This window comes from Exiguobacterium sp. SH3S3, from assembly GCF_004337115.1.
Lineage (GTDB): Bacteria > Bacillota > Bacilli > Exiguobacteriales > Exiguobacteriaceae > Exiguobacterium > Exiguobacterium aurantiacum_A.
Genome location: NZ_SJUU01000006.1, coordinates 50,996 through 76,539 on the forward strand (window position 1 = coordinate 50,996; position 25,544 = coordinate 76,539).

At 54.0% G+C, this 25,544-nt stretch carries 19 protein-coding genes and 1 pseudogene; 16 read left to right on the top strand and 4 right to left on the bottom strand.

What is annotated here, in order from left to right:
- The first annotated feature begins 25 nt into the window (after positions 1-25).
- Entirely contained in the window at positions 26-1,141 is a 1,116-nt protein-coding gene (locus EVJ28_RS07270) for an NAD(P)/FAD-dependent oxidoreductase (protein ID WP_131488523.1), read from the top strand.
- Positions 1,142-1,178: 37 nt separating this feature from the next.
- Here EVJ28_RS07270 and EVJ28_RS07275 read toward each other — a convergent pair whose 3' ends face one another.
- Entirely contained in the window at positions 1,179-1,754 is a 576-nt protein-coding gene (locus EVJ28_RS07275; RefSeq protein WP_236634081.1) for a TetR/AcrR family transcriptional regulator, read from the bottom strand.
- A gap of 111 nt (positions 1,755-1,865) precedes the next feature.
- On the opposite strand from EVJ28_RS07275, the gene EVJ28_RS07280 reads away from it, so the two are divergent.
- From EVJ28_RS07280 to EVJ28_RS07310, 7 genes and pseudogenes are all read left to right on the top strand, one after another.
- Positions 1,866-2,738: an ABC transporter ATP-binding protein gene (locus EVJ28_RS07280; RefSeq protein ID WP_236634082.1), complete on the top strand. Its 873-nt coding sequence runs from the start codon at positions 1,866-1,868 to the stop codon at positions 2,736-2,738.
- A complete protein-coding gene (locus EVJ28_RS07285; RefSeq protein ID WP_071397415.1) occupies positions 2,739-3,536 on the top strand; it encodes an ABC transporter permease subunit in 798 nt (265 codons plus the stop codon).
- Positions 3,537-3,600: 64 nt separating this feature from the next.
- On the top strand, positions 3,601-4,413 hold the full coding sequence (locus EVJ28_RS07290; protein ID WP_131470766.1) for an aldo/keto reductase: 813 nt from the start codon (positions 3,601-3,603) through the stop codon (positions 4,411-4,413).
- Between the two features lie 213 nt (positions 4,414-4,626).
- Positions 4,627-5,452: pseudogene (locus EVJ28_RS07295) on the top strand (RNA-guided endonuclease TnpB family protein).
- Positions 5,453-5,694: 242 nt separating this feature from the next.
- The gene (locus EVJ28_RS07300) at positions 5,695-6,441 is read left to right on the top strand and encodes a TspO/MBR family protein (RefSeq protein WP_070327341.1); all 747 of its coding nucleotides are present in this window, start codon (positions 5,695-5,697) and stop codon (positions 6,439-6,441) included.
- Positions 6,442-6,711: 270 nt separating this feature from the next.
- Positions 6,712-11,151: a glutamate synthase large subunit gene (gene gltB, locus EVJ28_RS07305; RefSeq protein ID WP_131457631.1), complete on the top strand. Its 4,440-nt coding sequence runs from the start codon at positions 6,712-6,714 to the stop codon at positions 11,149-11,151.
- Complete coding sequence (locus tag EVJ28_RS07310) at positions 11,148-12,599, top strand: glutamate synthase subunit beta (RefSeq protein WP_131443846.1); 1,452 nt, start codon at positions 11,148-11,150, stop codon at positions 12,597-12,599. Before gltB ends, EVJ28_RS07310 begins: the two co-directional genes overlap by 4 nt.
- Positions 12,600-12,748: 149 nt before the next feature.
- Here the strand turns inward: EVJ28_RS07310 and EVJ28_RS07315 are convergent, their stop codons facing one another.
- The 3 genes from EVJ28_RS07315 to EVJ28_RS07325 all read right to left on the bottom strand — a co-directional run bounded on the left by EVJ28_RS07315 (position 12,749) and on the right by EVJ28_RS07325 (position 15,455).
- Positions 12,749-14,068, bottom strand: coding sequence for a Na+/H+ antiporter family protein (locus EVJ28_RS07315; RefSeq protein ID WP_131443845.1), 1,320 nt, complete (start codon positions 14,066-14,068; stop codon positions 12,749-12,751).
- A 147-nt stretch (positions 14,069-14,215) separates the two neighbouring features.
- On the bottom strand, positions 14,216-14,929 hold the full coding sequence (locus EVJ28_RS07320; RefSeq protein WP_070327338.1) for a YebC/PmpR family DNA-binding transcriptional regulator: 714 nt from the start codon (positions 14,927-14,929) through the stop codon (positions 14,216-14,218).
- 79 nt (positions 14,930-15,008) lie between these two features.
- On the bottom strand, positions 15,009-15,455 hold the full coding sequence (locus EVJ28_RS07325; protein WP_070327337.1) for a MarR family winged helix-turn-helix transcriptional regulator: 447 nt from the start codon (positions 15,453-15,455) through the stop codon (positions 15,009-15,011).
- Between the two features lie 386 nt (positions 15,456-15,841).
- On the opposite strand from EVJ28_RS07325, the gene adhE reads away from it, so the two are divergent.
- The 8 genes from adhE to EVJ28_RS14345 all read left to right on the top strand — a co-directional run bounded on the left by adhE (position 15,842) and on the right by EVJ28_RS14345 (position 25,434).
- Entirely contained in the window at positions 15,842-18,433 is a 2,592-nt protein-coding gene (adhE, locus tag EVJ28_RS07330; protein ID WP_131443844.1) for a bifunctional acetaldehyde-CoA/alcohol dehydrogenase, read from the top strand.
- A gap of 146 nt (positions 18,434-18,579) precedes the next feature.
- Positions 18,580-19,776 (top strand): zinc-binding metallopeptidase family protein, encoded by a 1,197-nt coding sequence (locus tag EVJ28_RS07335; protein ID WP_131488529.1) that lies wholly within the window; start codon positions 18,580-18,582, stop codon positions 19,774-19,776.
- Between the two features lie 99 nt (positions 19,777-19,875).
- Positions 19,876-20,784, top strand: a complete 909-nt coding sequence (locus EVJ28_RS07340) for an alpha/beta hydrolase (RefSeq protein WP_131457636.1) — start codon at positions 19,876-19,878, stop codon at positions 20,782-20,784.
- 142 nt (positions 20,785-20,926) lie between these two features.
- A complete protein-coding gene (locus tag EVJ28_RS07345) occupies positions 20,927-21,673 on the top strand; it encodes a DeoR/GlpR family DNA-binding transcription regulator (RefSeq protein ID WP_131468073.1) in 747 nt (248 codons plus the stop codon).
- Positions 21,670-22,599 (top strand): 1-phosphofructokinase, encoded by a 930-nt coding sequence (gene pfkB / locus EVJ28_RS07350; protein WP_131457638.1) that lies wholly within the window; start codon positions 21,670-21,672, stop codon positions 22,597-22,599. Before EVJ28_RS07345 ends, pfkB begins: the two co-directional genes overlap by 4 nt.
- A complete protein-coding gene (locus EVJ28_RS07355) occupies positions 22,596-24,503 on the top strand; it encodes a PTS fructose transporter subunit IIABC (protein WP_131457639.1) in 1,908 nt (635 codons plus the stop codon). Before pfkB ends, EVJ28_RS07355 begins: the two co-directional genes overlap by 4 nt.
- A gap of 132 nt (positions 24,504-24,635) precedes the next feature.
- A complete protein-coding gene (locus EVJ28_RS07360; protein WP_131488531.1) occupies positions 24,636-25,157 on the top strand; it encodes a GNAT family N-acetyltransferase in 522 nt (173 codons plus the stop codon).
- Between the two features lie 142 nt (positions 25,158-25,299).
- Positions 25,300-25,434 (top strand): hypothetical protein, encoded by a 135-nt coding sequence (locus tag EVJ28_RS14345; RefSeq protein WP_255417578.1) that lies wholly within the window; start codon positions 25,300-25,302, stop codon positions 25,432-25,434.
- The last annotated feature ends 110 nt before the right edge of the window (positions 25,435-25,544 follow it).

Consider the following 25,544-nt stretch of genomic DNA (forward strand, 5'->3'; position numbering starts at 1 on the left):
CTCGCGATTAAAGGGGGCGAAACTTATGAAAAAAATTATTATCATCGGTTCGGGCATCGTCGGCATCTCGGCTGCCTATCATTTGGCCGGGAAAGCCGACGTCACCGTCATCGATCGAAAAGAAGTGGGCCGGGCGACCGACGCGGCCGCAGGCATCGTCTGTCCGTGGATCGCCCAACGCCGCAATAAAGCCTGGTACGCGCTCGCCAAAGGCGGTGCCCGCTATTATAGAGACGTCGTCGCCGAGTTAATGAATGAGGGTGAGCGTGATACCGGCTATAAACGCGTCGGGACGCTCGCGTTGCATGAAGACAAGAAGTTGAACGAGATGCTTGAGCGGACGACGCTGCGCCGGGAAGAGGCACCAGAGATCGGTGAGTTGACTCGACTGTCGGCTGAAGAGGCGAAAGTTCTTTTCCCACCGCTGTCAGATGAATACGATGCGCTCCTCGTCGAGGGCGGGGCCCGCGTCGATGGCGAGAAGTTGCGCGCGGCCCTCGAACGTGTCGCCGTCAAACGTGGCGTGAAACTTATCGACGGCTCTGCCGTTCTCGTCGAAGAAGACGGCTATCACGTCGAATGTGACGGCGTCCGCTACGACGCGGACGAAATCATTTTGGCGTGTGGGGCCTGGTTGCCTGAACTGCTCGAGCCGATCGGTTATACGGCACGCGTCGCGGGGGAGAAAGCGCAGATCGTCCACGTCCAGTTAACAGACGTCGATGCATCGGACTGGCCGGTCGTCATGCCGCCGCGACGCCGGTATTTGCTCGGGTTCGAAGGGGGTCGGGTCGTCATCGGTTCGACGCATGAACGGGGCAAGGCGTTCGATGCACGCCCGACGGCGGTCGGTGTCCATGAAGTGCTCGCAAAAGGTCTGGAGTCGGCGCCTGGCTTAGCCGAAGCCGAATTGATCGAGACGCGTGTCGGTTTCCGTCCGGTCACACCGAACTCGATCCCGGTTCTCGGTCGTGTGCCGGGGGCGGAGAAATTACTCGTCGCCAACGGTCTCGGTTCATCGGGCTTGACGGTCGGCCCGTTTATCGGCAAAGTGCTTGCTGACTTGGTGCTGACGGGAGACTGCGAACTTGATCTGTCGCTTTATCCGATAGAAGACCATGTCTACCGACAACTGCAGTGAATAAAACAGGCGACAATCCACGGATTGTCGCCTGTTTTTAATCACTTCGTCGCATGATCCCGTGCAAGAAAAAATGAAAATACTCCTGCATCGTCTCGGTCATTTCGTGCGAAGTGAAATCTGGATCTGATAAAACTGCCTGTTGCATCAAGCGAACGTAACGAAGGTAAGCATCGGTCGATACGTCTGGGTCGATCGCCCCGGTCGTCTTGCCGTACTCGATCAAGCTTCGAAACGCGGCATAGCCACGGGCCGCGAGTTGTTGCCACGACGGGTCGGCCGTGAGGATTGATAACACCGCGTCATCGAACAATGCCGCCGATTCAATTTTCCGTCTTAATATCTCAATCAGTAACTCCTCGAACGGGATGTGTTCCCCGATGCGCTCATCGATCCAGCCCATCTCATCTTCGGTCAGACGCGTGAGCACTTGAAGGACGACTTGTTCCTTCGAGCCGAAGTAATTGTAAATTGAGACAGGTGAGACTGAGGCAGAGCGGGCAAGTTCACTGATCGTGAAGCGTGACTGCTTCTCGCCCATCAGCGACTTGGCGGCATCAAGTATGGCCCGTTGTTTTGTCTCTGTCCGTTTCGTAAAACCGTCCACCTTCATCCCTCTTCTCCATTGTTTTGTAATCAATATACCATTTCCATTTCAAAAAATAACGTGATATACTAGTTTTGTAATCATATCATGTTTATATTTCAAAAAGGAGAGGGCGAAATGATTCAAATTGAAAAGTTGACGAAACGGTTTGACCAGACGCACGGCATTTTCGACGTCTCGTTCCGTGTCGAGCCCGGCACCGTTTTCGGCTTCATCGGTCCGAACGGGGCCGGGAAGTCGACGACGATTCGTCATTTGATGGGACTGCTCCACGCCGATTCAGGGAAAGCGACCGTGATGGGGCATGACTGCTGGAAGGAGACCGAGACGGTGAAGGCGCTCGTCGGCTATTTGCCAGGTGAGATCAACTACCCGCAAGACATGAACGGGGAAGAAGTCATTCGTCTTACGAGACGCCTTCACGTGACGAGTGCGGAGCGGGAGCGTCAATTGCTCGACGTGTTCGCTTTCGATACGGGTTTGAAAGTCCGGAAGATGTCGAAAGGGATGAAGCAAAAACTCGCTATCGTCACGTGTTTCATGAAAGACGTTCCTGTATATGTCCTCGACGAGCCGACGAGCGGGCTCGACCCGCTCATGCAAGAGCGTCTCGTCGACTGGGTGCTCGCTGAAAAAGCGGCCGGGAAAGCGATTTTGATGAGCTCGCACCACTTCCCGGAAATGGAGAAGACGTGTGACCGGGCCGCCCTCATCCGCGACGGCCGGATGATCATCGAAGAAGAGATGGCGGAACTGAAACGGCGAAGCAAAAAGACGTATCGCATCGGCATGAAAGACGAGGCGGCGGCGATCAAATTGAGCGAACAGATCGGGACACGTGAACAGACATTCGTCACGGTGTCGTTATCGACGTCAGAAGAGTTGAACGGCTTGATCAAGCTGCTCGCAAGTCACGACATCGCGTCTTTGACGAGCGGCACCGACGAACTCGAGCACATGTTCATGCAATATTACGGGGAGGCGACTTAAATGGTACTCGTATCGTCACTGTTCAAGCAAAATCGGGGTTGGATATTAGGTTACGCGCTCGGGACGAGTGTGTACTTGTTCTTCTTGGCGGCCATCTTCCCATCGATTCAAGAGACCGGCCTGATCGAAGGGAAACTCGATTCACTACCGCCAGAGCTGCTCGACGTGTTCAAGATCGACCCGAATCTCGCGATGGACAACGTCATCAACCTGCTCGCCGGGAACTATTATGGGCTCATCTTCTACGTGCTCGCCATCTTGTTCGCGTTGACGTTCGCGTCAAGGCTCATGGCCAAACCGGTCGACTCGGGCGAGGTCATGCTCTACATGGCGGCCCCGATTTCAAGAAGCGGCTACGTGACGGCGAGTATCGCCTTGCTGGTCATCGCGACCGTCTTGTTCGTCGGGTTGAACGGGCTCAGCCTCATGCTCGCGAACGTGTTGTTCGACTTAAACATCGATAGCGGTCTGTTGTGGACGTTGCAACTCAACGCCGGTCTCATCTTGCTCGTCCTCGGGTCGCTCGCTTACGTGCTCGCGAGCCTGTTCGATGACAGCACCCGGTCGTACATGGTCACAGGCGGCATCTTTTCAATCTTCTTGATTGCCAACATCTTCTCAGGCTTCAGCGATCAACTCGACTGGTTGCGAAACCTGTCGATCTTCTCTCTATTTGACGCAAACGCATTGATTCAAGGCGATTCGGTTTGGTTGTCGTTGTTTTGGCTGACAGCGCTGAACGTGTTGATCATCGTCTCCTGCTATGGCTGGTTCACACGGAAAGACTTGACGATTTAGTTTTTCGGAATAAGATGTCGGGTATGTTACAATCAGCTCGACAGATTAGAAAGGGGAATGATTTATGCAACTCGCAACGTTACGAAACGGCGTTCAAATCCCGATGATCGGATTTGGCGTCTGGCAAGTAGACAATGAGACCGAGGCACCGCAAGCTGTCGCCGAGGCGTTGAAAGTCGGGTACCGCCACATCGATACGGCGGCTATCTATAAAAACGAAGAAGGCGTCGCCAAAGGGATTATGACTTCAGGCGTCAACCGCGCCGACATCTTTTTGACGTCGAAGATTTGGAACGAGGACATTCGTCAAGGACGGACGAAGGATGCGTTCGACGAGTCGCTCGCTCGCCTCGAGACCGACTATTTGGACTTGTGCCTGCTTCACTGGCCGGTCGACGGTTTCGTCGCCGCTTGGAAAGATCTTGTCGACTTGTATGAGGCCGGAAAAATCAAAGCGATCGGCGTCTCGAACTTCAAAGAGCATCATCTTGAAGCGTTGAAAGAAGCGGGTCTGATGACGCCACTCATCAACCAAGTCGAACTTCATCCGCAACTCCCGCAACCGGACCTCGTCGAGTACTGCCAAGATGAAGGTATTCAAATCGAGGCGTGGAGCCCGCTCATGCAAGGAAAATTCCTCGATGTCCCGGTGTTTGCCGAAATCGCTGACAAGCATGGGAAGACACCGGCCCAAGTCGTCCTCCGTTGGCACTTAGAGACAGGGAACGTCGCCTTGCCGAAATCGGTCACACCACACCGGATCGAAGAAAACTTCAACGTCTTCGACTTCACACTCGATGCGGACGATATGGCGAAAATCGATGCGGTCGCGACACATGAACGCATCGGTCCAGACCCTGATACTATCGAATTTTAACATAATTAAGCGAGAATTCTCCCACCTCTAAGCGTCTGGGGCGAGGCCCAGCGTAGGTGGGAGATGAATCGCCCGTACATAAACCTCTTGGCCACCCCTGTGACAGATATGACGAACATAAGTTCGTGATTCCGTCAGATTTCCCTTCCCCCGTCGCGGGTATCGGATGAGGAAGGCGTTCATCACGATCATCGGCCGAGAGGAGGGGGAGACATGCTGAAGGGCTACAAATACCGGCTCCACCCGACGGCGGAACAGGCCGATTTCCTGGTCAGGACGATCGGCTGTGCCCGCCTCGTACAAGCCCCTGTTCCCGTTCCTCGCCGAGGCGGACAGCCTCGCGCTCGCCAACGCGAAGCTTCACCTCGACGCGGCGTTCGCGAAGTTCTTCGCCGGGACGGCCGGCTTCCCGGTGTTCAAGTCGAGACGGAAGGCGCGCGCCTCCTACACGACGAACAACCAGCACGGCACGATCCGCATCGAGGGGGACCGGGTCCGGCTCCCGAAGGTCGGGTTCATCCGCTTCACACAGCACCGAATCTTCGACGGCGAGATCCGGTCGGCGACCGTGTCGATGACGAAGACGGGCAAGTTCTTCGTGTCGCTCTCCCGCAAGAAGCCCGGCAGCCGGAACCGCGAGAAGGCGCGGCTCCCATTGGCCAAAAAGCATGAAAAGGTACGGAACCGCCGACATGACTTCCTCCACAAGCTGTCACGACGCATCGTCGACGAGAACCAAGTCGTCGTCGTCGAGACGCTGAAACCGAGGGAGATGATGCAGGACCGCCGCCTGGCAAAGTCGATCGGGGACGCCGGATGGGGCGAGTTCGTCCGCCAGCTCGCCTACAAATGCAGGTTCCACGGCCGCACACTGATCCAGGCCGACCCGTGGTTCGCCTCGACCCAGGTTTGTTCGGCCTGTGGCGAGAACGGCGGCAAGAAGGACCTGCACGTCCGCGAGTGGACATGCGCCGTATGCGGCACGCACCATGACCGCGACGTCAACGCGAGCCTCAACCTGTTGCGTCTCGCCGACTGAAACACTCCAGGGCAGGGACTGCCCGACGAGCTTGGTCCACAACCGTGGCTGGTCAAAGCACGGTCTTCCCAAGAAGCTCCCACTTCAAGTTGCGAAGCAAATAAGTGGTGAGTAGTTCACACTGATTGAGACTCATTATTTGAGTCTCTTTTTCATTTCGCTTGTGTATGAGCAGAGACACACGGGTATAGAATACTATGTTAATAAAGGAGGTGTCAGGTCTTCTTCGGAAGATCCTATTTATGGACTTGTCAAAATGGCCTTTAGTCAACTGGCTGGCGTTTTTAGCAACAGTCGTCATCAACTACTTCGCGAGCGGTAATAACGCGGCCGTGTCAGACCGGATCGATATTTATTTCAAGCCGGCCGGATACGCTTTCTCGATTTGGGGACTCATTTACGTCGCGCTCGCAGTATGGCTCGTACTCCAATTGAAGAAAGGGTCGGTCGCGAACCGACAGGCTAACCGGATGAAGGCAGGTTTTCTCGTGTCGTGTATTTTGAACGGTCTTTGGCTGCTCGCGTTCACAAACGAGTGGTTCATCGCCTCGCTCGTCGTCATGGCCGCTTTTTTAGCGACGCTCGCTTGGTTGTATTACATCGCCTTCCGCACGTCGACGAGCTGGCTTGACCGTTTCCCATTCTCGGTTTACCTCGGTTGGGTGTCGGTCGCGACGATCGTTAACGTCTTCATCGTCATGAAGACGGAACGGATTACGACGTTGCTCGGCTTAGATGAGTTGGCATGGACGTCACTCATGCTCATGGTCGGGGTCGTCCTCGCTTTGGTGTTCATGTGGTGGCACCGCGACTTCATCTACCCGCTCGTCTTCGCCTGGGCGTACGTGGGCATCTTCGCCCGAATCGACAACGGGACGCTTTACGTCGTCCTCGTGAGCGCGCTCATCGTGCTCGCGCTCGGTTACGTCGGCTTGATCATTTGGAAACGGCCGCGTTCGTTTTTGCATCACTCCAGAAAAACAGTATGACAAGCAAAAAGATAGCCTAAAACGGGCTATCTTTTTCTTTGGGAATAACAAGTTCTGATGAACCTATACATAAATATATTTGATGGATAAATATTCATTATGGATTATAAGTTGTTTTGAGAAATCCCTTGATATCAAATATGTATCCGCTTACAAAAAATATTCATCCCGTTACCGTTATGCAAAAATCTATTCAACATACTTGATTTTTCAGAATATTTAGAACAGAATAAAAATTACGAACAAGATGGATAGAGAGGGGCTGATTCGATGGAGCGAACAAGTTTGTACGATCCACGATTCGAAAAAGACGCATGCGGTATTGGATTATATGTCAATTTAATGGGAGAAACAAAGCACGAGATCGTCAGCAAATCGCTATCGATGCTCTGTAAGCTCGAACATAGAGGTGGGCAAGGCGTCATCGACGCTGGTGACGGGGCCGGCATCATGACCGAGTTGCCACACGAGTTATTCACTCAGACGATGAACTTGCCAGCGCCGGGGGGCTATGCGGTCGGCATGGTGTTCTTCCAACCGAACGAGACAAAGTTGCGCGACAAGCAACAACAAATGGAGCGACTCGCCGATGAACTCGATTTCGCGACGATCGCCTGGCGGGAAGTACCGGTCGACAGTTTGGCGATCGGTGAACACGCTCGGGTGACACAACCGACGATTTATCAATGGTTCGTGTCGTGCCCGTTCGCGGACTACGATTCAAACGAACGCTCGCTCTATCAGCTTCGCCGGATGATCGAGAAAACAGACGAATTAAACCTTTATCTTCCGAGCCTGTCGACGAAGACGATCGTTTATAAAGGGATGTTGACGCCGATCCAGATTGAGCGGTTTTATCTCGATCTGCAATCGCCGGCTTATAAGAGCACGTTCGGGATCGTCCATTCACGGTTCTCGACGAACACGTTCCCGTCATGGGAGCGGGCCCATCCGAACCGGATGATCGTGCATAACGGTGAGATCAACACGTTGCGTGGGAATATCGATGCGATGCGTGCCCGCGAAGGTGTGACCTCGACCGACCTGTTCGATGATGTGAACGAACTGTTCCCCGTGCTCCAAGAAACGGGCAGTGACTCCTCGATGCTCGACAACGCGTTCGAGTTCTTCACTCGGACCGGTCGTTCGATCGCACACACGGCGATGATGCTCATCCCTGAGCCGTTCGCCGAAGTATCGATGGATCCGTTCAAAAAAGACTTTTATCAGTATCATTCGTCGATCATGGAGCCGTGGGACGGACCGACGGGCGTCGTCTTCACGGACGGGCGTCAAATCGGGGCAATCTTGGACCGGAACGGCTTGCGGCCGATGCGTTATATCGAGACGATGGACGGGGAACTCATCCTGTCGTCTGAGAGCGGAGTCATCCCGGTCCATGCGGAGAACGTCAAGACGAAGCAGCGTCTCCGTCCCGGGCAGCTCCTCCTCATCGACTTGGAATCGAAACGTCTCATTCCGGATGCTGAGATCAAACAGACAATCGCCCGGGCCGAACCGTACGGGAAATGGTTGAAGCAGATGACGACGATTGCGGACCAGCCTGTGAATGAACCGGTCGTCGAACAGGTGCACCGTAAACAACGGGCGTTCGGATACACGAAAGAGGATATCGAGCAGTATCTCGTGCCGCTCATCCTCGAGAAAAAAGATCCGATCGGCTCGATGGGCCATGACCAACCGGTCGCCGTCTTGTCAGAGCGACCGCGGTCACTGTTCCATTACTTTAAGCAACACTTCGCCCAAGTGACAAACCCGCCGATCGACGCGTTGCGCGAGAAAATCGTTACGGCGACGTTCACTTGGCTCGGTCCTCAAGCGAATCCGGTTCATACCGGTCGGGGACACGCCCGCCGCGTCTGGCTCGAACATCCGATCATTGACGCGGCGACAGTCGAGGCGGTGAAGTTGAAAATGAACGTCGCCCGCATCACGACAACGTATGAAACAGACCTCGAACGTTCGCTCGAGTCATTGTTTGAACGTGTCGATGCGGCCGTCCGAGATGGGGCTGAAGTCATCGTCTTGTCTGACCGTGACATGTCCGAGTCATCGCTCGCGATGCCGGCCCTGCTCGTCATGAGCGCGGTCCATCAACATTTGATTCGGTCGAACTTACGGGCGTCATGCAGTCTCATCGCTGAAAGCGGAGAAGTGAGAGAAGTGCACCAAGCCGCCGCTTTGATCGGATACGGGGCCGATGCGGTCTATCCGTATTTAGTGTACGCGACGATCGCGGAAGCGGTAGAAGCCGGATTGATTTCGTTCTCGGTCGAAGCAGCAATCCGCCGCTATCAAACGGCTGCAGTCGATGGAATCGTCAAAATTATGTCGAAGATGGGGATCTCGACCGTGCAAAGTTACCGGGGAGCACAAATTTTTGAGGCGGTCGGCATCGACCGCGCATTGATCGACCGTCATTTCCGCGGGACGACGTCACAACTGTCCGGGATCGGGTTCAAGGAGCTCGAAGCAGAATCACGGCGTCAGCACGAATCGGCGTTTAGCCGTGACCGTCCGCTTGAAGCGGGAGCAGATTTCCAGTGGCGAGCCGACGGAGAAGAGCACGCCTTTAACCCTAAGTCGATTCACTTGTTGCAGCGGGCGTGCCGTGAGAACGAACGCCGTTACTATGACGCTTACGTCAAACAGCACGAAGCATCCGGTCAATTTTTAAGACAGTTGTTCGACTTTAAATCGCAAGAGCCTATCCCGATCGACGAGGTCGAATCGGTCGCCTCGATCGTCAGCCGTTTCAAGACGGGCGCGATGTCGTTCGGCTCACTGTCGAAAGAGGCACATGAGACGCTCGCCATCGCCATGAACCGGATCGGCGGGAAGAGCAACTCAGGTGAAGGCGGCGAAAACCGTAACCGCTTCACTCCTGACGCGGACGGGAACGAGCGCATCAGTCGGATCAAACAAGTGGCAAGTGGACGATTTGGTGTCACGGCCGAATATTTGTATCATGCCGATGAGATTCAAATCAAGATGGCGCAAGGTGCGAAACCAGGGGAAGGTGGGCAGTTGCCGGGCAATAAAGTCTACCCGTGGGTCGCCGAAGTGCGCGGCTCAGTCCCAGGTGTCGGGCTCATCTCGCCGCCACCGCACCATGACATCTACTCGATCGAAGACTTGGCCCAGTTGATCTTTGACTTGAAGCACGTCAATCCGCAAGCAAAAGTGAGCGTCAAGCTCGTCTCGAAATCCGGTGTCGGAACGATTGCGGCCGGCGTCGCCAAAGCGAACGCCGACACGATCGTCATCAGCGGCTACGATGGCGGGACAGGGGCTTCGCCTCGGACGTCGATCAAGCATACGGGTCTTCCTTGGGAGCTCGGATTGCTTGAGACACACCAGACGCTCGCATTGAACGGACTTCGCGGTCGCGTCACGCTCGAGACGGACGGCAAGCTCATGACCGGACGCGATATCGTCCTCGCCGCCATCTTTGGGGCGGAGGAATACGCGTTCGCGACGGCACCGCTCGTCGTGCTCGGCTGTATCATGATGCGGGCCTGTCATCTGGACACGTGTCCGGTCGGCGTCGCGACACAAGACCCGGCGCTTCGCCAAAAGTTCATGGGTAAACCGGAACACGTCGTCAATCTTATGACGTTCCTCGCCGAAGAAGTGCGCGAAATACTCGCCTCGCTCGGCGCGAAGACGATCGGTGAGGTCATCGGCCGAACGGACTTGCTAGAAGAGAGCGCCTGGAAACAGGAGCACGCGAAAGCGAAAATGCTCGATTTGACACCGATGTTATCGGTCCCGACAGCGTTACCGGGGAAGGAAGAGTTACCTCATCCGGCTTTTCAGTCGTACGACCATCGAAAATTGATCCCAGCCGTATCGCGTTCGATCAAATCGCTTCAACCGACGTTCTTCGTCGGGCGGGTCCGCAATACGGACCGGGCCGTCGGGACGATGCTCGGCTACGAAGTGACGAAAGTTCACGGCAACATCGGTTTGGCTGAAGATACGATCTCACTCCGACTGAGCGGATCGGCCGGACAAAGTTTAGGCGCATTTCTTCCTCATGGCATCACGATCTCTGTGATCGGGGATGCGAACGATTATGTCGGAAAAGGGTTGAGCGGCGGGAAACTCGCGGTCATCGCTGAGAAACATGCCCCGTTCGACGAGAGCGAACAAATCATCGCCGGCAACGTCTGCCTGTACGGGGCGACATCGGGGATGGCATTCTTTAACGGACACACGGGGGAACGGTTCGCGGTCCGAAACTCAGGTGCCGTCACCGTCACTGAAGGCGTCGGGGATCACGGGTGTGAATATATGACCGGTGGGACGGTCGTCGTCCTAGGAACGGTCGGCCGCAACTTCGCGGCCGGGATGTCCGGAGGTGTCGCCTTCCTATACGGTGACCAAGACTATGACCAACTCGTCAACACGGAACTCGTAGCGGTCGAACGCGAGTTGACCGATGAGGACACAGAACAGATTTATTCGCTGCTCGAGATGCATCAATTCCACACGGATAGTGTGAAAGCGAGTCGTATCCTCGAGTCGTTCGATGACGAGCGGAAGCGCTTCGTCAAAATCGTACCTCGCGATTATGCGAACGTACTTGACGTCATGCGTCAAATTGAAGCCACTCGTCCGGAACTGAACGAGGCAGACCGTGCCCTCGAACTGTTCCGGGTCGTGACTGAAGGAGGCGTAGTATGAGACATAAATTTATCGATATCCCACGTGAGACGCTCCCTGAGCGGACAGTGCTCGAGCGGATACGTGACTATGATGAATATGCATCCCGGATGGACGATGAACCGATCGTCAAGCAGGCCGAGCGCTGCATGGACTGCGGGACCCCGTTTTGTCACGTCGGTGACATGATCGGGCAAGAGACGATCGGGTGCCCGATCCACAATTTGATTCCGGAATGGAACAAGCTCGTCTCGGACCAAGACTGGTATCGCGCTTACGAGCGGTTGATGGAGACGAACAACTTCCCAGAGTTCACGGGCCGCGTTTGTCCGGCCCCATGTGAAGGGTCGTGTACGCTCGGCATCAGCGAGGACCCGGTCGCCATCAAATCGATCGAACGGACGATCATCGACCGCGCGTTCGAAGAAGGATGGGTCCAGCCGCGCCTCGTCCAGATGCGGACCGGACGCTCGGTCGCCATCATCGGCAGCGGTCCAGCGGGTCTCGCTGCGGCGGACCAGTTGAATCAAATCGGTCATCACGTCACTGTGTATGAAAAAGCTGACGAGGCGGGCGGGTTGTTGTTTTACGGAATCCCAAACATGAAGCTTGATAAAGACGTCGTCCGGCGCCGGATTCACTTGCTGGCGGCGGAAGGAATCCGCTTTAAGACAGGTGTCAACGTCGGTGTTGATGTGACGGTCGAGTCACTCCGCCACAAGTTTGATGCCGTCATCCTCGCGACGGGGGCGCAGAAACAGCGGACGCTCGGAATCGAAGGGGACGATGCGACCGGCGTCGAACCGGCGATGGACTATTTGACCGAGTCGACACGGGTGCTCGGCGGAAAAATGATCGACGCACAGTATGACGCGGCCGGGAAAGACGTCATCGTCATCGGTGGCGGTGACACCGGGGCCGATTGTGTCGCGACGGCGATCCGGCAAGGTGCGAAATCGGTCACACAGTTCGGCAAACACCCGGAAAAAGGCATGTTCCGGGCGCCAGAACGTCCGTGGCCACTTCAACCAGACACGCTTTCGGTCGATTATGCTTACGCCGAGGCGATCGAACGTTATGAGCATGACCCGAGAACGTATTTGATCCGCTCGAACCGAGTTATTAGCCAAGACGGTCGCGTCGCCGGCATCGAGACGGAACGGATGGAAAAGATCGTCAAACCGGACGGACACGCGACGTTCTTCGTCGTCGAAGATTCAGTTAAGACGTATCCGGCCGACCTCGTCCTCGTCGCCATCGGTTTTGAACGTCCTGAATCCGAATTGCGCAAACTTGGCGTCGAAGCGAAGCAAGACTACGTTTCGAACGTAGACGGCGTCTTCGTCGCCGGGGACGCGAGACGCGGACAAAGCTTGATCGTCTGGGCGATCCGCGAAGGGCGAGAAGTCGCCGAAACGGTCGACGCTTACTTGGAGGCTTGTCAATCTCGTCTAAAAACTTCATCATAAAAAGGAGCGACGATTTCGTCGCTCCTTTTTAGATTGATCAATAGGAGGAGTCAGAGATGCTAATGGAAGTCCTCATGTATACGGGTTTTTGGTTTTTACTCGTGCTCGTCTTACTGGGCACGATTTACGCGCGGCGTAACCGGAAGTGATTACAGCACCATTGCGGCAATCAAACCGAAGACGATGAGCGGGATGTTGTAGTGGAGGAACGTCGGCCAGACCGTCTCACGCAAGTGGTCGTGTTGCCCGTCCGCGTTCAAACCGCTCGTCGGTCCGAGCGTCGAATCACTCGCCGGGCTACCGGCGTCACCGAGTGCTCCGGCCGTTCCGATGATGGCGATCGTCGCCTCGACCGAGAAACCGTACTGGATACATAACGGCACGAAGATGGCGGCGATGATCGGTATGGTCGAAAAGCTCGAGCCGATACCGAGTGTGATGACGAGACCGACGAGGAGCATGACGAGGGCGGCGAGGAACTGCGAGTCACCCATCAAGTTGCTTGCTCCGCTCACGAGCGGTTCAATCGCACCCGTTTCACGGATGACGGCGGCGAATCCGCTCGCGGCGATCATGACAAAACCGATGAAGGCCATCATGCGCATACCGCTCGTAAAGATATCGTCCGCTTCTGACCAAGGGATGAGACGGAAGAGCGTCAACAGGATCAAACCGGTCACGGCCGAAGCGATCATCGATTCGGTCTGCAATTGAACGACCAAGACGACCAAGACGACGATCGCCGTCAACCAAATCTTCATGTTGCTCAACGTGCGGACCTCATAGTCGCTCGGACCGAGTTGGATCGTTTCATACGACCGCGGTTTCCGGTAGTGGAAGAAAGCGGTGATGAGTCCGACGAGCATCCCGAGTGCCGGGATGGCCATGATGCTGACGATATTGACGTCACCGACGGCCATCCCGTTCGTCTCGACGTTCGGGAGCAAAATCTCGTTCAAGTAGATGCCGCCGAAGCCGACCGGTAGCAACATGTACGGTGTGACAAGCCCGAACGTGAGGATCGTCGCGACGAGCCGGCGATCGAGTTTCAACTCATTGAACAAGACGAGTAACGGCGGTACGACGATCGGGATGAAGGCGATGTGGATCGGTAAGACGTTCTGTGAGCTGATAGCGAGTAAGAGCAGCAGCGACAGCAGTAACGCTTTGACGCGACCGACACTCTTGCCGGTCACATCACGGCCAGACATGCTGATCAACCGTTCAGCCAGGACGTCAGGCAGGCCGGTCTTTGACAAGCCGACAGCGAACGCACCGAGCAGGGCGTAGCTGAGGGCGATCGTGGCACCGCCACCAAGCCCGTCGCTGAAAGCGGTCAACGTGTCGTTGAAACCGAGTCCTCCGACAAGTCCACCGACGATGGCGGCGAGGATGAGCGATAAGACGATATGGACACGACTGATCGCGAGAGCAAATAAGACAATGACAGCTAATAATACAGCATTCATGAGTTCCAACACCTTTCGAATCATAAGTTCTTTCTCTTGTTATCACTTTAATACGATAAAGACTTTTGAAATTTAACATACGTTTTATGACTTGTCAAATCATGAAAACAAAAAAAGCGACAACTTCGAAAAGTTATCGCTTCTTCATCATAGTTCGACGTTATGGTACACCTGACGAACGTCTTCTAAGTCTTCGAGCACGTCGAGTAGTTTCTCGAATTGCTCTTTCGACGCTTCGTCGAGTTCGACTTCGTTTTGCGGTAGCATCGTCAGCTCGGCGACTTCGAACGTCTCCACACCCGCCGCTTTGAACGCGGTCTGGACGGCATGGAATTCTTCCGGCTCGGCATAGACGATGACCGTCTCATCTTCTTCGATGACGTCACGGACATCGAGATCGTGCTCCATCATGAGTTCGAGCACGTCGTCTGCTGTCATCCCGCCGACACCGATGACGGCCGTCGCATCGAACATATACGCGACCGACCCGCTGACGCCCATGTTACCACCGTTCTTGCCGAACGCGGCCCGAACTTCAGAGGCGGTCCGGTTGACGTTGTTCGTGAGCGTGTCGACGATGAGCATCGACCCGCTCGGCCCAAAGCCCTCATAGCGGAGTTCGTCGAAGTTCTCTTCGTCGCCGCCTTTCGCTTTGTCGATGGCCCGGTCGATGATCGCTTTCGGGACGTTATACGTCTTCGCGCGCTCGACGACGAACTTGAGCGATTGGTTCAATTCTGGATCAGGTTCACCTTGGCGGGCGACGATGTAGATCTCGCGGCCGAACTTCGCGTAGATACGACTCGTATTGGCGTCTTTAGACGCCTTTTTCTCTTTAATATTGTTCCATTTACGACCCATTACGTGTCATCTCACTTTCCATTGTTCGATAGATTCACTGTCGATTATATAAGAAGAAGCGAGCGTTGACGAGAGAAAATCATCCCTCGCTCTTGTCCATCTTCTCAACGATCTCGGTCAGCGTCTTTAAACTGTCGATCAAGCGGTCGGTCTCATCCTCATCGAGGAACGCTAACCGATCCTCGAACAGGCGCCGAAACGAGTCGCGCCGCTCGAGGAGCACGCGCTCTCCTTGGTCGGTCAATTGGTTCCAGATGACGCGGCGGTCGCGCTCGTCAGGGACACGTGTAATATACCCTTCGTCGACGAGCTTCGTGATGAGCGGCGTCACGTTCGGCGGGGCAATTGATAACGTCTCACTAATTTGTCCGTTCGTGACCGCGCCTTCATCCTCGATCAACATCAATAGATGAAAGTGAGAGAAATTTAAGTTCGGGATTTGCGGGAGGTCGGAGCGGCGGAGCAGTTTTCTTCTGATTAACGGGATCAGTTTCACAAACTGATCGGCTGCATCTTGTCTTGGCATAGTCATAGTCACTTCCTAGTCAGGTTCTTTCTTCATTATACACGACCACAGGCGGGGTGGACGAGCAATCATCGGACTGTGAGCATTTACACACCGATTCCGCCAAACTAACGACACAAATAATGTAAGCGTTTACATATAGGTCTGTCCTTGTTTTCATGAAAACGCATACGATTTTACTGAGCTGATCTATAAAAATCAAGACCTATCCTCAAACAGCAAAAAAATATTGTGAAAGAGTTCACATTGTTGTCACGCACAAATTGAATGAAACGGTGTATTCTATGAATGTGAAGGAAAGCACAAACTCTTATCAGGCAAACCGATTATCCCGTGCTCTCCATCAAGTCAGAAGATCAGCTCTCATTCATGAGGAGGAAACCAACATGGCAGTTAAAGAGAAAGCAGTAGTGGAAACATCAGCAGAACAGATGGTCGACACGCTCGTCAAGCAAGCGCACACGGCACTCGACACGTTGATGACGTTTGACCAAGAGAAAATCGACACGATCGTCCAAGCGATGGCGTTAGCCGGACTCGAGCAACACGTCGTACTCGCTAAACATGCATATGAAGAAACAGGTCGCGGTGTGTTTGAAGACAAGATGATCAAAAACATCTTTGCGACAGAATATATTTTCAACTCACTTCGCGGTGAGAAAACAGTCGGCGTCATCGAAGACGATGAGCAAAACGGCATCACATACATCGCCGAGCCGGTCGGTGTCGTCGCCGGGGTCACACCGGTCACGAACCCGACATCAACGACGATGTTCAAAGCGATCATCGCCATCAAAACACGTAACCCGATCATTTTCGGCTTCCACCCGTCAGCACAACAATGTTCAAGTGCAGCGGCCCGCGTCCTTCGTGACGCAGCGATCGCAGCAGGTGCACCGGAACATTTGATCCAATGGGTCGAAAAACCGTCACTCGACGCGACGAAAGCACTCATGAACCACCCGGGCGTGGCCATGGTACTCGCAACAGGCGGCGCGGCAATGGTGAAGTCGGCTTACTCGACAGGTAAACCAGCGCTCGGCGTCGGACCTGGTAACGTCCCGGCTTATATCGACAAGACAGCGAAAGTGAAACGCGCCATCTCGGACGTCATCTTATCGAAAACGTTCGATAACGGCATGATCTGTGCGTCAGAACAAGCGATCATCGTCGACCAAGAAGTATATGAAGACGTGAAACGTGAAATGACAGCGCTCGGCTGCTACTTCTGCTCACCAGAAGAAAAAGCCAAACTCGAAACACTCGTCATCAAGACAGACACATGTGCGGTCAACCCTGAGATCGTCGGGAAACCGGCAGCATGGATCGCCGAGAAAGCTGGACTCAGCGTCCCGGCCGACACGAAAATCTTGATCGCTGAACTCGAGACAGTCGGCGCGACAGAACTGCTCTCACACGAGAAGCTTAGCCCGGTGCTCGGCGCTTATAAAGTTCAATCACGAGAAGAAGGCTTCGCCATCGCTGAGAAAATGCTTGAAATCGGTGGTCTCGGCCATACAGCTGCAATCCACTCGACAGACGACGACGCGATCCTCGCGTTCGGACTTCGCATGAAAGCTTGCCGCATCATCGTCAACTCGCCAACGGCACACGGCGGTATCGGTGACCTTTACAACGAAATGACACCATCACTCACACTCGGTTGTGGGTCGTACGGTAAAAACTCCGTCTCTGAGAACGTGACGGCGAAACATCTACTCAACGTGAAAAAGGTGGCGAGACGTCGCGTGAATATGCAATGGTTTAAAGTCCCTGAAAAAATTTACTTCGAGAAAAACTCGGTTCAATACTTGCAGTCGCTCACGTCAAAAAAACGAGCAATGATCGTCACAGACGAAATGATGGTCAAACTCGGATTTGCTGACAAAGTCATCAAAAACTTGCCGGCTGGTGTTGACTACCGCATCTTCGACCAAGTCGAGCCAGATCCATCGGTCGAGACGGTCATGGCCGGAGCTGAGGCGATGCGCCAATTCCAACCAGACATGATCATCGCGCTCGGTGGTGGTTCACCGATGGATGCCGCGAAAGGGATGTGGCTCTTCTACGAACGTCCAGAAGAGAAGTTCTCAAACCTTCGCCAGAAGTTCATGGATATTCGCAAACGGACGTACAAGTTCCCGACGCTCGGCAACAAGTCGATGTTCGTCGCGATCCCGACGACGTCAGGTACAGGTTCAGAAGTGACACCGTTCACGGTCATCACTGATAAAAAACGGAACGTCAAATACCCGATTGCCGACTACGCGATCACACCAGACGTCGCCATCATCGACCCTGAGTTCGTTATGACGGTACCGGCTTCAATCACGGCTGACACAGGAATGGACGTCTTGACACACGCCATCGAAGCGTACGTATCGGTCATGGCGAACGACTATACAGACGGACTTGCCCTCCGTTCGATGAAGATGATCTTCGACTACCTCCCGAAAGCTTACGAAAACGGAAGCGACGCTGAAGCTCGTCAAAAAGTGCACAACGCCTCAACAATGGCCGGTATGGCATTCGCGAACGCGTTCCTCGGGATCAACCACTCGATCGCGCACAAAATCGGTGGCGAGTTCCACGTGCCGCACGGTCGGACGAACGCGATTCTCATGCCGCACGTCATCCGCTACAACGCGACACGCCCATCGAAACTTGCGGCGTTCCCGAAATATGAGTCATTCATCGCTGACGAGCGCTACGCTGAAATCGCACGCTTCCTCGGACTCCCGGCGAAGACGACTGAAGAAGGCGTCGAGTCACTCGTCCAAGCGATCATCGAGCTCGGACAGCGCTTGAACATCAAACTCTCGTTCAAAGCACAAGGCATCAAGAAAGCGGACCTCGATGCGAAGATCGACAAAATGGCGGTCGATGCGTTCGAAGACCAATGTACGACGGCGAACCCGAAAATGCCGCTCGTCGAAGAATTGAAAGAAATCATGTACGCAGCGTACGAAGGCGTCTAAGAATCCATGATCAGAGCGGTCATCCTCACAACGGGGATGACCGCTTTTTTTGCTGTAAATTAGGATATACAATTGTCAGATGACTTACTATAATTGAATAATGCCAATCAAGTATGGCGAATATTGATGTAGATGGAGACGACCAAATGACAATCATTTATAGCTTACTGTCGGCCTTGTATGCCGTATTTCTTTACTTCAGTCCGGCCGCTTACGCAAGCCCGTATGAGACGGCCGAATATTTTGCGTCGTACGACCGAGACGTTAACAGTTGGGAGAACGTCGAGCTGTTCGAGTCGCTCGGGACCGAGCTCGATCTTGAGATGGACCGTTTCGTCCATTATGCCTCCGTACCGAGCCATTGGACGACGTTGACCATTGAAGACGACGAACGATTCGATGGTGTATCTCATTTCATCTTAGAAGCTGGATTTGACGGTGAAGTGATTCAAACGGATTGGAACGAACCGATTGATGATGTAGAAGGAAAAGTCGTCGTTTTGCCGATGACGGTCAAATCACTCGAGCTTGACGGGAGGGACACGTCGGCTGATCCATATGGAGAGGTCCTCATTGATGATGAGGCGAATCGCCACTTACTCAACCTGTTGGAGGCAGGAGCCGAAGGGTACATTGTCACGCCCGATGAACAAGAAGAGGGTTATTACGGAACCATTTATACTTCGCCACGGACGCGGCTGCCCGGCATCGGCGTCGATGTTGAGACAGCAGATTGTTTGACGGACGGGACGCATGTCTCGGTCGAACCGTTCGTCGACGACGAGGTGCCGTATGTCGAATTTATTCAACCTGGTAAAACAGACGAGGAGATTGTGATCTTGGCTAGGCTTGACGGCACGGGTTACGGGGACCATGCGTTATGGAGCCTTGGTGGTTCATCGATATTGTACGCGCTCATCGAACAAATGGATGGCATTGATACGGATGCGACGATCCGGTATGTCTTCTTGAACGGAAGTGGGGGTGGCTACGAGACCGCCATGGATTATTTAGAAACAGCGAAACAGGCTGAAACTTTGCCGTCTTTAGTACTGTCATTAGATATTCTTGGTACCGGGGAAGATGCACGTTTTGTAAGGACAAAAGGGATGACAAGACTGCCGGTCCTTGAGCAAGGAAGCTGGTCATCACTTGATGTGAAGCCACTCGGGACGTCGTATTTAGATGAATTTCATGCGGAAGGCGTACCGGTCATGTCATTAAGCGATTCATTGACGGCTGAGTTTGATGCTTTAACTGAAGCCGATACAATCGACCGTTTGTCGAACGAGGCGATGGAAGACCACGTCGCTTGGCTAACAGATTGGCTCGCCACACAATGATGTCTTGAACCGTCCCCGTGTGAGGGCGGTTCTTTCTTTTTGACTGAAACACTCGTCCTCTCTCGAATTGTTCGGTATGATGAAAGAGGAGGCGATACAATGGAACGAAACATGAACATTACAAGACATTACGGTGAACTGGCCGGTACGCTTTTATTGCATGACACGCCGCGAAAGACGGTCGTCATCTTGAGCGGGAGCGGGCCGAGTGACCGGAACGGCAATGTCGGACCCGTCCACTTCAATACGTATAAAAAACTAGCCGACGCGCTATATGGCATGGGCGTCAACGTATTTCGGTACGACAAACAAGGGATCGGGGAGTCGGATGGTGACTTTAATAAAGTCGGACTCCATGACTTGGTCAACGATGCGATCGAAGTCGTGAAAACGATCCAACGGTTGCCTGAAACGGGCGACGTCTACGTGCTCGGCCATAGCGAAGGGGCGGTCATCGCCCCGGCCGTTCAACTCGAGACGAATGCGGCCGGGTTGATCCTCCTCGCCGGCTTCAACGACTCGTCGAAGCAGATGTTCTTACATCAAGCCGACGCGCTCGCGTCCGAGATCGGGCGCGTGAAAGGGTTGAAAGGGATGTTTTACCGGTTGACCGGCGTCCCGAAAAAAGTCAGACAGCGTCAAGACGATCTGCTCGAGCGGTCGCTCCGGACGAACGTCGCTGCGTTCAAATACCGAGGCCAAGTCGTCAACGCCAAGTGGATTCGCGAACATGCGTCGTATGACGTCCGGGAACGGCTCGAGCTCGTGCGCGTCGCGCTGCTTGCCATCACCGGTGACCGCGACGTCCAAGTCCCGCCTGAACACGTCCATTCACTGCGGACGAAAGGCGATGTCGACAGCTATATCATTAAAGATATGAACCACCTCCTCGTCGAACGGACGAGCCCGCATTCACTTTTAACGTTGCACAAAGAATATCGTGAGGCGATCGAGGCCCCACTTCATCCACAGTTGTTACAGAAATTGAACGATTGGTTAATCAAATAGTAAAAAACAGTCGTAAACGGTCACTAAGTGACCGTTTTTTGTGTTACAATTGTGACAATAAGACAAAAAGTGAATGAATTTGAATGTTTTTGATTGTTTTTTGAATGTAAACGCTTTATATTGGAGATACGGAGGGAATACGATGTTAACGAAACAACGACATCAGATGATTTTGCAACGGTTGTCGGAACAAAAGATCGTCAAGCTGAAAGAGTTGGTCGAATGGATGGGGGCGTCAGAGTCGACGATCCGCCGTGATTTGACGGACCTTGAGGCCGAAGGCTACCTTGAACGGGTCCATGGCGGGGCGACGCTCGTCGTTCGCGCTGAAGATGAGCCGACGTTCGAGGAAAAACGGGATCGGCACGTCGATGAGAAAGTCGCGATCGCACGGAAGGCCGCGACGTTCATCGAAGACGGGATGTCCGTCTATCTCGATGCCGGGACGACGACACAAGCGATGGTCCCGTTCTTGACCGGAAAGAAAGTCATCGTCGTCACGAACAGCCTCCCGATTGCCAACGACTTGTTCGATCTCGATATTAAGACGTTCGTGGTCGGCGGCGAGTTGAAACGTTCGACGCAAGCGCTCGTCGGCTACAATGCCCGCGAGAGCATGATGAACTACCGGGTCGATGTCGCTTTTCTCGGTATCAACGGGGTCGACCTAGAAGCGGGCTATACGACGCCTGACCCAGAAGAAGCCCTCGTCAAAAAAACAGCGATTGAACTGGCTCGGGACGCCTACATCTTGGCGGACGATTCAAAATTCGGGAAACGTTCGTTCAGCCGAGTGGCGCCCCTCGAGGCGGCGACACTCATCACGATGAGCGGTGCACCGTACGTCAGTTCAGTCGAAACATTAACAAAGGTGGTGAACGCCCAATGATTTACACGTTAACACTCAACCCATCAATCGATTATTACGTCACGTTACCAGAAGTCGTCTTAGGTGAGGTCAACCGCATCCAAGAGACGACGCAGCGGGCCGGAGGAAAAGGTATCAACGTCTCGTTCGTCTTACGTGAGTTCGACGCCGATACGGTCGCCCTAGGATTCATCGGCGGGACGACAGGTGAATTTATTAAGAAAGCGTTGACGGACAAGGGTGTCGAGACCGATTTCATCGAAGTCGATGGCGAGACCCGAATCAACGTCAAGATCCGGGCGAAAGAAGAGACGGAATTGAACGCGAGTGGTCCTGTCATCTCGGACGCGGAACTTGAACAGTTGACGGCACAGTTCGAACACGTCCAAGCAGGTGATATCGTCGTCTTGGCCGGAAGTATCCCTGGCAATCTGCCGAGCACACTTTACCGGACGCTCGCTGAGAAAGTTCGAGCGAACGGAGCCGACTTCGTCGTCGATACAACAAAAGAGGCGATGCTCGAGGTGCTCTCGCTCGAACCACTCATGATCAAACCGAACCATCACGAACTCGGTGAACTGTTTGATGTCGATATCGAGACGTTTGACCAGGCGCTCCCTTACGCGGAACAGTTAGTCGAGCGTGGCGCCAAAAACGTCATCGTCTCGTTCGCAGGAGACGGCGCGATGCTCGTCAACGCGACAGGTGCCTATACGGCGAACACGCCGAGCGGGAAACTCGTCAACTCGGTCGGAGCGGGGGATTCACTCGTCGCCGGTTTTGTCGCTAACATTTTAGACCACGACGCAACCAAGGCGTTCCGCTATGCGGTCACGACCGGCAGCGCGTCTGCTTATACGTTTGGCCTCTGTACGAAACAAGACGTGGACCGCTTGGTCGGCGAAGTCGACGTCACCCCACTATCCCGATTGGAGGAAACAACATGAACATCACGGACCTACTCAAAAAGGACACGATCCAACTGAATCTCCGCAGTCGTTCAAAAGCAGACGTCATCGAAGAGCTCGTCGACGTGCTCGACCGGGCCGGTAAGCTAGCGGACCGGAACGGTTATCGCGACGCCATCTTGGCCCGCGAAGCGCAAAGCACGACCGGACTCGGTGAAGGGATTGCCATCCCGCACGCGAAGACGAAAGCTGTCAAAGCACCCGCGATCGCCTTTGGTCGCTCGAGCGGAGTCGACTATGAAGCGCTCGACGGCCAAGACAGCCGCCTGTTCTTCATGATCGCAGCAGGCGAACACGCCGACAACGAGCACTTGGAAACACTCTCGAAATTATCCGTCTTCCTTATGGATCCAAAATTCCAGGAACGTCTCTATGCGGCAACGTCAGAAGATGACGTCATTCGCGCGATCGAAGAGAAAGAAGCGGCCGAAGCGGCACCGGTTGCTGAAAAAACGGTCAAAAAGGATGCACCTTATATCCTTGCCGTCACGGCTTGCCCGACCGGCATCGCGCACACGTATATGGCAGCAGACAGCTTGAAACAAAAAGCAGAAGCGATGGGTGTCGACATCAAAGTCGAGACGAACGGTTCGACTGGCGTCAAAAACGAATTGACGGCAGCTGATATCGCCAAAGCGACAGCTATCATCGTCGCGGCCGATAAAGCCGTCGACATGGAGCGGTTCGCCGGGAAACACGTGATCGAAGTACCGGTCGCGCAAGGCATCCGCAAACCGGAAGAGTTGATCAACCGGGCTGTGAAACAAGATGCACCGGTTTACCGTTCGACAGGGACGTCAGGCGCTCCTAAAGAACAGCGCACCGGCATTTACAAACACTTGATGAGCGGGGTATCAGCCATGCTGCCACTCGTCGTCGCCGGTGGTCTATTGATTGCCCTCAGCTTCTTCTGGGGCATCAACTCGGCAAACCCAGATGACCCGTCGTACAATGAATTTGCGGCTCAGCTCATGACGATCGGTGGCGCGGCGTTCGGATTCCTCGTCCCAATCCTTGCCGGTTTCATCGCGATGTCGATCGCCGATCGTCCGGGTCTCGCACCTGGTCTCGTCGCCGGTGTGCTCGCGAGCGAAGGGAATGCCGGATTCCTCGGTGGACTCATCGCCGGTTTCTTAGCTGGTTACGTCGTCCTGTTCTTGAAAAAAGCACTCGCGAAATTGCCAGCGACGCTTGAAGGAATTAAACCAGTCCTCCTGTATCCGTTGCTCGGCTCGTTCATCTCAGGGATGATCATGCTACTTGTCGTCAACGAACCGATTGCAGCGTTCATGACATGGTTGATGGATACGCTCAACAGCATGAGTGGTGCTAACGCCATCTTGCTCGGTGTCATCGTCGGTGGGATGATGGCCGTCGATATGGGTGGCCCGATCAACAAGACAGCATACGTGTTCGGTACGGCGGCACTCACAGCCGGTAACCAAGAAGTCATGGCGGCCGTCATGGCAGGTGGGATGGTGCCACCGCTTCTCGTCGCGCTCGCGTCAACCGTGTTCGCTCGTCAGAAGTTCTCGAAACAAGAACGTGAAGCTGGTAAGACGGCGTACATCATGGGCGCCTCGTTCATCACAGAAGCGGCCATCCCGTTTGCTGCGGCCGACCCGATCCGGGTATTGCCGTCAGCGATTCTCGGGTCAGCACTCGCCGGTGGATTATCTGCCTTCTTCGCGATTCAATTGCCGGCGCCACACGGTGGGATCTTCGTCTTCCCGTTACTTGAAGGAGCTGGAAACGTCGCGATGAGCATGGGTCTCTACGCACTTGCGATTCTCGCAGGGGCACTCGTCGGGGCACTCCTTCTCTCGTTCTTGAAAAAACCGCTTACGACAGCGACTGCAGAGCCAACGCGTGACGTCGCTTAACAAACTCGACCGTAGGGATTCCTACGGTCGTTTTTTGTCAAATGATTGTCAGTCGTTTCTGGAAGAAGTGTGATTTCGATTCGGTGATTTGTGGTAAACTACTTGTAAAACTTAGGGTAGGAGGGGGTACGGATGCAAATACGGAAAGCTGAGCCGAAAGACGCTTACGGGATCGCGCGCGTCAGGGTCAACGGTTGGCGAACGACTTATCGGGGAATCGTTCCGACCGAGTTTTTATTAAAGCTTTCTTCTGGGTCGATCGAGTGGTCGGAAAAAGTCCGGAGTGCCCTTTCCAACCGCGAAATCAGCGGATTCGTCGCCATAGTCGATGAGGAGATCGTTGGTTTCGTATTGTATGGGGACGAGCGGACGGGGGACTATCCGGACCATCCGAACGAGATTTACGCGATTTACATTTTAGAAAACCATCAACGGAACGGGATCGGCTCACTCTTACTCGAACGCGCGGTCCAAACGATGTCTAGCCGTGGTGTTCTCATTTGGGCGCTCGAGCTGAACCCGCATCGGGCGTTTTATGAACAGCGCCAAGGACGAGTCGTCGATGCGAAAGAGCGCTTGTTCGGCGAACTCGCGTTGCGCGAAGTCGCCTATGGCTGGACGGAAGCGACCCATGATGCGATCATCGGGGCATGAACGGACGCGACGAAACTGTCGCGTCCGTTTTATTTAGACAACACACAAATATATAGCAAAATAGGTGACTACATGAACATGTATAACATAACCAAATATCATCCTGAAACGAGAGGGAAGATTGACGAGTGGAGAGTATAAAGTGAATGAGTCAGACGAAGAATATAGGTTCAAAGTGTTCTTCGGATACGACTATATGATGGGCGTCCATTCGTTGAACGATTTGTCGCCGCTGCGACATGAGTTGTTGCATTTGGATATGTATCTCGAAGATTGATGCAGAGGTGACACCTAAAAAACGATTACAAGATAAGGGGAGGACGATGTTTATCTTTTCTCCTTATCCATTCCGTTAATCGGGTTTAAATGGTAAAATTTATAAAAATA

Coding starts and splice junctions, on each gene's coding strand:
- EVJ28_RS07345 (WP_131468073.1), top strand. CDS start 20,927: ATGTTAACGAAACAACGACATCAGATGATTTTGCAACGGTTGTCGGAA.
- EVJ28_RS07360 (WP_131488531.1), top strand. CDS start 24,636: ATGCAAATACGGAAAGCTGAGCCGAAAGACGCTTACGGGATCGCGCGC.
- EVJ28_RS07315 (WP_131443845.1), bottom strand. CDS start 14,068: ATGAATGCTGTATTATTAGCTGTCATTGTCTTATTTGCTCTCGCGATC.
- EVJ28_RS07355 (WP_131457639.1), top strand. CDS start 22,596: ATGAACATCACGGACCTACTCAAAAAGGACACGATCCAACTGAATCTC.
- EVJ28_RS07290 (WP_131470766.1), top strand. CDS start 3,601: ATGCAACTCGCAACGTTACGAAACGGCGTTCAAATCCCGATGATCGGA.
- EVJ28_RS07275 (WP_236634081.1), bottom strand. CDS start 1,754: ATGAAGGTGGACGGTTTTACGAAACGGACAGAGACAAAACAACGGGCC.
- adhE (WP_131443844.1), top strand. CDS start 15,842: ATGGCAGTTAAAGAGAAAGCAGTAGTGGAAACATCAGCAGAACAGATG.
- EVJ28_RS07310 (WP_131443846.1), top strand. CDS start 11,148: ATGAGACATAAATTTATCGATATCCCACGTGAGACGCTCCCTGAGCGG.
- EVJ28_RS07335 (WP_131488529.1), top strand. CDS start 18,580: ATGACAATCATTTATAGCTTACTGTCGGCCTTGTATGCCGTATTTCTT.
- EVJ28_RS07320 (WP_070327338.1), bottom strand. CDS start 14,929: ATGGGTCGTAAATGGAACAATATTAAAGAGAAAAAGGCGTCTAAAGAC.
- pfkB (WP_131457638.1), top strand. CDS start 21,670: ATGATTTACACGTTAACACTCAACCCATCAATCGATTATTACGTCACG.
- EVJ28_RS07300 (WP_070327341.1), top strand. CDS start 5,695: ATGGACTTGTCAAAATGGCCTTTAGTCAACTGGCTGGCGTTTTTAGCA.
- EVJ28_RS07325 (WP_070327337.1), bottom strand. CDS start 15,455: ATGCCAAGACAAGATGCAGCCGATCAGTTTGTGAAACTGATCCCGTTA.
- gltB (WP_131457631.1), top strand. CDS start 6,712: ATGGAGCGAACAAGTTTGTACGATCCACGATTCGAAAAAGACGCATGC.
- EVJ28_RS07340 (WP_131457636.1), top strand. CDS start 19,876: ATGGAACGAAACATGAACATTACAAGACATTACGGTGAACTGGCCGGT.
- EVJ28_RS07270 (WP_131488523.1), top strand. CDS start 26: ATGAAAAAAATTATTATCATCGGTTCGGGCATCGTCGGCATCTCGGCT.
- EVJ28_RS07280 (WP_236634082.1), top strand. CDS start 1,866: ATGATTCAAATTGAAAAGTTGACGAAACGGTTTGACCAGACGCACGGC.
- EVJ28_RS07285 (WP_071397415.1), top strand. CDS start 2,739: ATGGTACTCGTATCGTCACTGTTCAAGCAAAATCGGGGTTGGATATTA.